This is a genomic window from Protofrankia sp. CiP1_Cm_nod3 (genome assembly GCF_982290655.1).
Genome location: NZ_CEVIVD010000250.1, coordinates 1 through 3,903, shown reverse-complemented (window position 1 = coordinate 3,903; position 3,903 = coordinate 1). Strand labels below are relative to the sequence as shown.

Genomic DNA, 3,903 nt, shown 5'->3' with positions numbered 1-3,903 from the left:
GGCGGGCTGGCGGTGGGGGGAAGTGGCGGCGGTGCGGGGAAGCGCGGGGAAGCGAGGGGAAGTACGGGGAAGAAGGCCGGGAGAGGGCGGGGCATGGAGACGACCACGGTGTCCGTACACACTGGCGGGACAGAGCGTGTCCACGACCTCACCGATGATGCCCGTCGGTTCGTGGCCGGGCGCGGGGACGGGCTGCTGTCGGTGTTCGTCCCGCACGCGACCGCCGGAGTCGCCCTGCTCGAGCTCGGCTCGGGCAGCGACGCCGACCTGCTCACCACGCTCGGCGAGCTGCTGCCGGCGGACAGCCGCTGGCGGCACGCGCACGGCTCGGCGGGCCACGGGCGCTCGCACGTCCTGCCGGCGCTGATCTCCCCGTCGCTGACCGTGCCGGTCCTCGACGGCCGCCTGCTCCTGGGGACGTGGCAGTCGATCGCGCTCGTGGATCTCAACGTGGACAATCCTGAACGCACTGTTCGACTCTCGTTTCTGTCCGGATGAGCCGGTACGGGTGGCACCTTTGTCCACAACTACCGGCGTGGCACTTGCGCTGCCCCGGGGTGCTCCGGTGGACTAGGTCCACGGTGGTGCGCGCAGCAGGTGGATCGAACAACCGCCGTGCCGTACAGCCGGTGCTCACGGGCGGCGTGCCCGCGGGCAGCTGACACGAGCAGGAGGTTGTTGAGGGTGAGTCCGACCGCGGCGAACGCCGAGGGTCAGCGGCGTGCGGAACGTCTGGGCATTACGCCCGGGGTACTGGTTCAGTCGCTCAACGAAGACAACGACATCGCCTATGATCTTCTCGACGCCGTCACCTCGGCCAGCGGAACGGAACTCGTCCCGGAGGACTCCGACGATGTGGTCGATGTCGTGCTGCTGTGGTGGCGGGACGACGACGGCGACCTTGTTGAGGCACTCATCGACGCGCGCCGCCAGTTGTCGGAGGCCGGTGTGATCTGGCTGCTGACACCGAAGGCCGGCCGGCCCGGCCACGTGGAGCCCAGCGATGTGCTGGAGGCGGTGCCGGCCGTCGGCCTGGTGCAGACGAGCACCGTCAGCGTCGCCACCGAGTGGGCCGGCATGCGGCTTGCCGCTCCCAAGTCCCAACGGGTCCGGCACCGCTAGCCGTCCGCCAGGGCGCTGGCCGTCCACCAGGGCGGGCCCCCCTCAACCGGGAGGACAGGGGGCCTCAACCGGGAGGACGAGGACGGGTGGCCGGTGTCGCCGTGCGCCGTGGGCATCCCCGCCGGGCGGTCTCGCGGCGGCCGGTACTCGGCCGGTGGGTGCCCACCGCCGAGTGCCGGCCATCGGAGAAGACCGACGCGAGTGTGCTGGTGGGTACACCCACCGGGCCGGAAGGCGTACCCGCCGGCACACTTGCCCCGATCGTGCCCGGACGGGCGGTCGCGGACGCCGTTCAGACCGCCCGCCCGGGAGGACATGGTCTCCCATCCGGGCGGACGGCCGCGGACGCGGTCCCCGCCGTGTTGGCCGGCGGGGCTGTATGGCCGTCCCGCCGTGTGGCCATCCCTCCGTGCGCCTCCGTGCGCCTCCGTGCGCCTGGCCGGCGAGCCAGGCGCACGTACAGGCTCGTCCAGGCGTACAGGTCAGGCGTACAGGTCAGGCGTACAGAGGTACCTGCTGTCCTTCCACCGAGCCCGGGTAACGGTCCCAGATTTTGTTGATCTCATACTGGAGGTACAGCGGGCCGCCGCCGACGAGCCAGAGGACGAACGCGACACCGGCGCTCAGCTCGGGCAGGCCGGCCGCCCGCTGGGCCTGGCGGGCGCGGGTGCCCAGCCGCCACACGGCCACGAGCGACGGCACGATCAGGAGCCCTCCGAGCGTCACCGCGAGCACCGACAGGACCGGGTTGACGTCGATCCGCCGGTCGTAGGCGTTGAGCTCCTTGTTGGTCTTGTAGACCCACACGATGTCGTAGATGCCAAAGGTGATCAGAGGCAGGCCGAGCCAGGACGCGAAGGGGTTGCGCCGTCGGCCGCGGATACCCGCGCCCACCGGCTGCGGGTAGACGTCGGGCACAGGGGCGCCCGGCGTGAGGTACCCGGCCCCGTATCCAACTGGCCTCCGTGCCCGGGCTGGTCCCCGTAGCCGGGCTGGTCCCCGTGTCCGAGGCTGCTGTGACGATCCCCCGGCGGGGGCTGGTCGTACGGATTCGTGCTGTGTGGCCCAGGCGGCTGCTGTCCGTACTCATGTTGACCATACGGACCGAAATTCTGATCGGTCACCGTGCTCCCTGCTTTTTCGTGTGCCGTCGTCTCGTACATCCCTCGCGGTTTCATACACCCCGACGGATGTGCCGATCCGGGCCGATCGGAACAACACCGGCAGACCGCCCGGCAGCCGCGCGAGGCGTCCGCCGCCGAAGGAAGCGGATACACCCGGTGAAACGGATGGAAGCGTGAAGCGAGTGGGAGCGGGGTGACGGCAGGCGCGTCCGGGTCGACGGGACGGGATGAACGTTACCGGCCAGGACATCCGACCAGTAGCCTCCGGCCACATCGGCGCCGTATGACGGACCGGGAAGCACAGGAGGTGACAGGAGGCCGGCGGGAGGTGGTGGCCGGCGGCGCCGGCGCGGGCGGCCACCGGCGCGGGGGATCCTGATCCAGGGGCCGATCAGATGGCATGCTGGGAACGGGTGGCCAGCCGCCCCTTATCCGAATACACACCGTTACTGTCGAGAGGATGTGCCAGTGGCCGTCGACGTGGGCAGCATCGCCCCTGACTTCACCCTGCGTGATCAGAACAACGAGGAGGTCGCACTCTCGGAGTTCCGTGGGCGGCGTAACGTCGTCCTCCTGTTCTACCCCCTGACCTTCACCGGTATCTGCCAGGGCGAGCTCTGCGCGGTCCGCGACGATCTCTCGTCGTTCCAGAACGACGATGTGCAGGTTCTCGCGGTCTCGGTCGACTCGCCCTACGCCCACAAGGTGTGGGCGGAGCGCGAGGGATACGACTTCCCGTTGCTGGCCGACTTCTGGCCGCACGGCGAGGTGGCGCGCAGCTACGGCGTCTTCGAGGAGAGCAAGGGATTCGCCGTCCGGGCGACCTTCATCATCAACAAGGAGGGCGTCGTCCACTGGAAGATCGTGAACGGCCCCGGTGAGGCCCGGGACCACACCGAGTACCTCAAGGCGCTCGCCGCGCTGTAGGCTGCACCCGCTCTTTCCCGTCACATCAGGTTGCAGGATGCCGTGCTTTCGTTGTCACACCCGCCAGACCGACCCCACCCGGGGAGCCAGCCCGTGGCGGCGGGCGGTCGTGGCGGGTGAGCAGGTGCTGTTCTGCCCGCAGTGCCAGCAGACGGTCGGCTGGTCGCAGACCCTCGACCGCTGCGGCAACTGCGGCTCGACACACCTGGCCAAGGCTCTCGGCCTGATCTCATGCCAGGACTGCGGCCGGGAGATCCAGCCGGCCCTGTCCGGTCCTGATCTTCCGGCCGGCTCTGCTCTTCCGATCCGTACGTCGACGTCGACCCCGGCCTCGGCCTCGGCGTCGGGGGAGGCGCCCGCACAGCCGGTGCCCGCACCCCCCGAACTCAGCGCCGAGGTCGAGGCCGCCCTCGCCCGGATGCTGGGCCACAGCCTGAGGTGACCGGTGACGTGTGCCCGCTCGGCCCGTCCGACCGGCGGCAGGGCCAAGCGGGCACACGCACGGGCCAGCGGCGCGCCCGGACAGCCGGCAACCCCGCGCCGGGCCCGGACGGACGTTCCCCGGCACGGACGACGTCGACATCCGTACCGGGCACCGGTTTCCGTGGCATCCATCCCCCACAGCCGTGCGCTGTTGCGTACGCTTACGAGCATCCCGGGCGCGTAGCTCAGCGGGAGAGCGCTCGCCTTACAAGCGAGTGGTCGCAGGTTCGATCCCTGCCGCGCCCAC

Annotated in this window: 5 protein-coding genes and 1 tRNA gene; 5 read left to right on the top strand and 1 reads right to left on the bottom strand. The window is 70.3% G+C overall.

Translation table 11 applies throughout. The features are described from left to right. The first annotated feature begins 93 nt into the window (after positions 1 to 93). Together AC5LUJ_RS23735 and AC5LUJ_RS23730 are read left to right on the top strand one after the other, a co-directional pair. The gene (locus tag AC5LUJ_RS23735; RefSeq protein ID WP_250282230.1) at positions 94 to 498 is read left to right on the top strand and encodes a secondary thiamine-phosphate synthase enzyme YjbQ; all 405 of its coding nucleotides are present in this window, start codon (positions 94 to 96) and stop codon (positions 496 to 498) included. A 186-nt stretch (positions 499 to 684) separates the two neighbouring features. Then, positions 685 to 1,122, top strand: coding sequence for a DUF3052 domain-containing protein (locus AC5LUJ_RS23730; RefSeq protein ID WP_250282182.1), 438 nt, complete (start codon positions 685 to 687; stop codon positions 1,120 to 1,122). A gap of 495 nt (positions 1,123 to 1,617) precedes the next feature. Here AC5LUJ_RS23730 and AC5LUJ_RS23725 read toward each other — a convergent pair whose 3' ends face one another. Beyond that, complete coding sequence (locus AC5LUJ_RS23725; RefSeq protein WP_250282184.1) at positions 1,618 to 2,040, bottom strand: DUF4234 domain-containing protein; 423 nt, start codon at positions 2,038 to 2,040, stop codon at positions 1,618 to 1,620. Between the two features lie 674 nt (positions 2,041 to 2,714). Here AC5LUJ_RS23725 and AC5LUJ_RS23720 point away from each other — a divergent pair. The 3 genes from AC5LUJ_RS23720 (at position 2,715) to AC5LUJ_RS23710 (ending at position 3,902) form a co-directional block, all read left to right on the top strand. After that, positions 2,715 to 3,173, top strand: coding sequence for a peroxiredoxin (locus AC5LUJ_RS23720; protein WP_250282186.1), 459 nt, complete (start codon positions 2,715 to 2,717; stop codon positions 3,171 to 3,173). Positions 3,174 to 3,210: 37 nt separating this feature from the next. Further along, on the top strand, positions 3,211 to 3,615 hold the full coding sequence (locus AC5LUJ_RS23715; RefSeq protein ID WP_250282188.1) for a hypothetical protein: 405 nt from the start codon (positions 3,211 to 3,213) through the stop codon (positions 3,613 to 3,615). Positions 3,616 to 3,830: 215 nt separating this feature from the next. Continuing rightward, positions 3,831 to 3,902, top strand: a tRNA-Val gene (locus AC5LUJ_RS23710). Position 3,903: the final 1 nt, after the last annotated feature.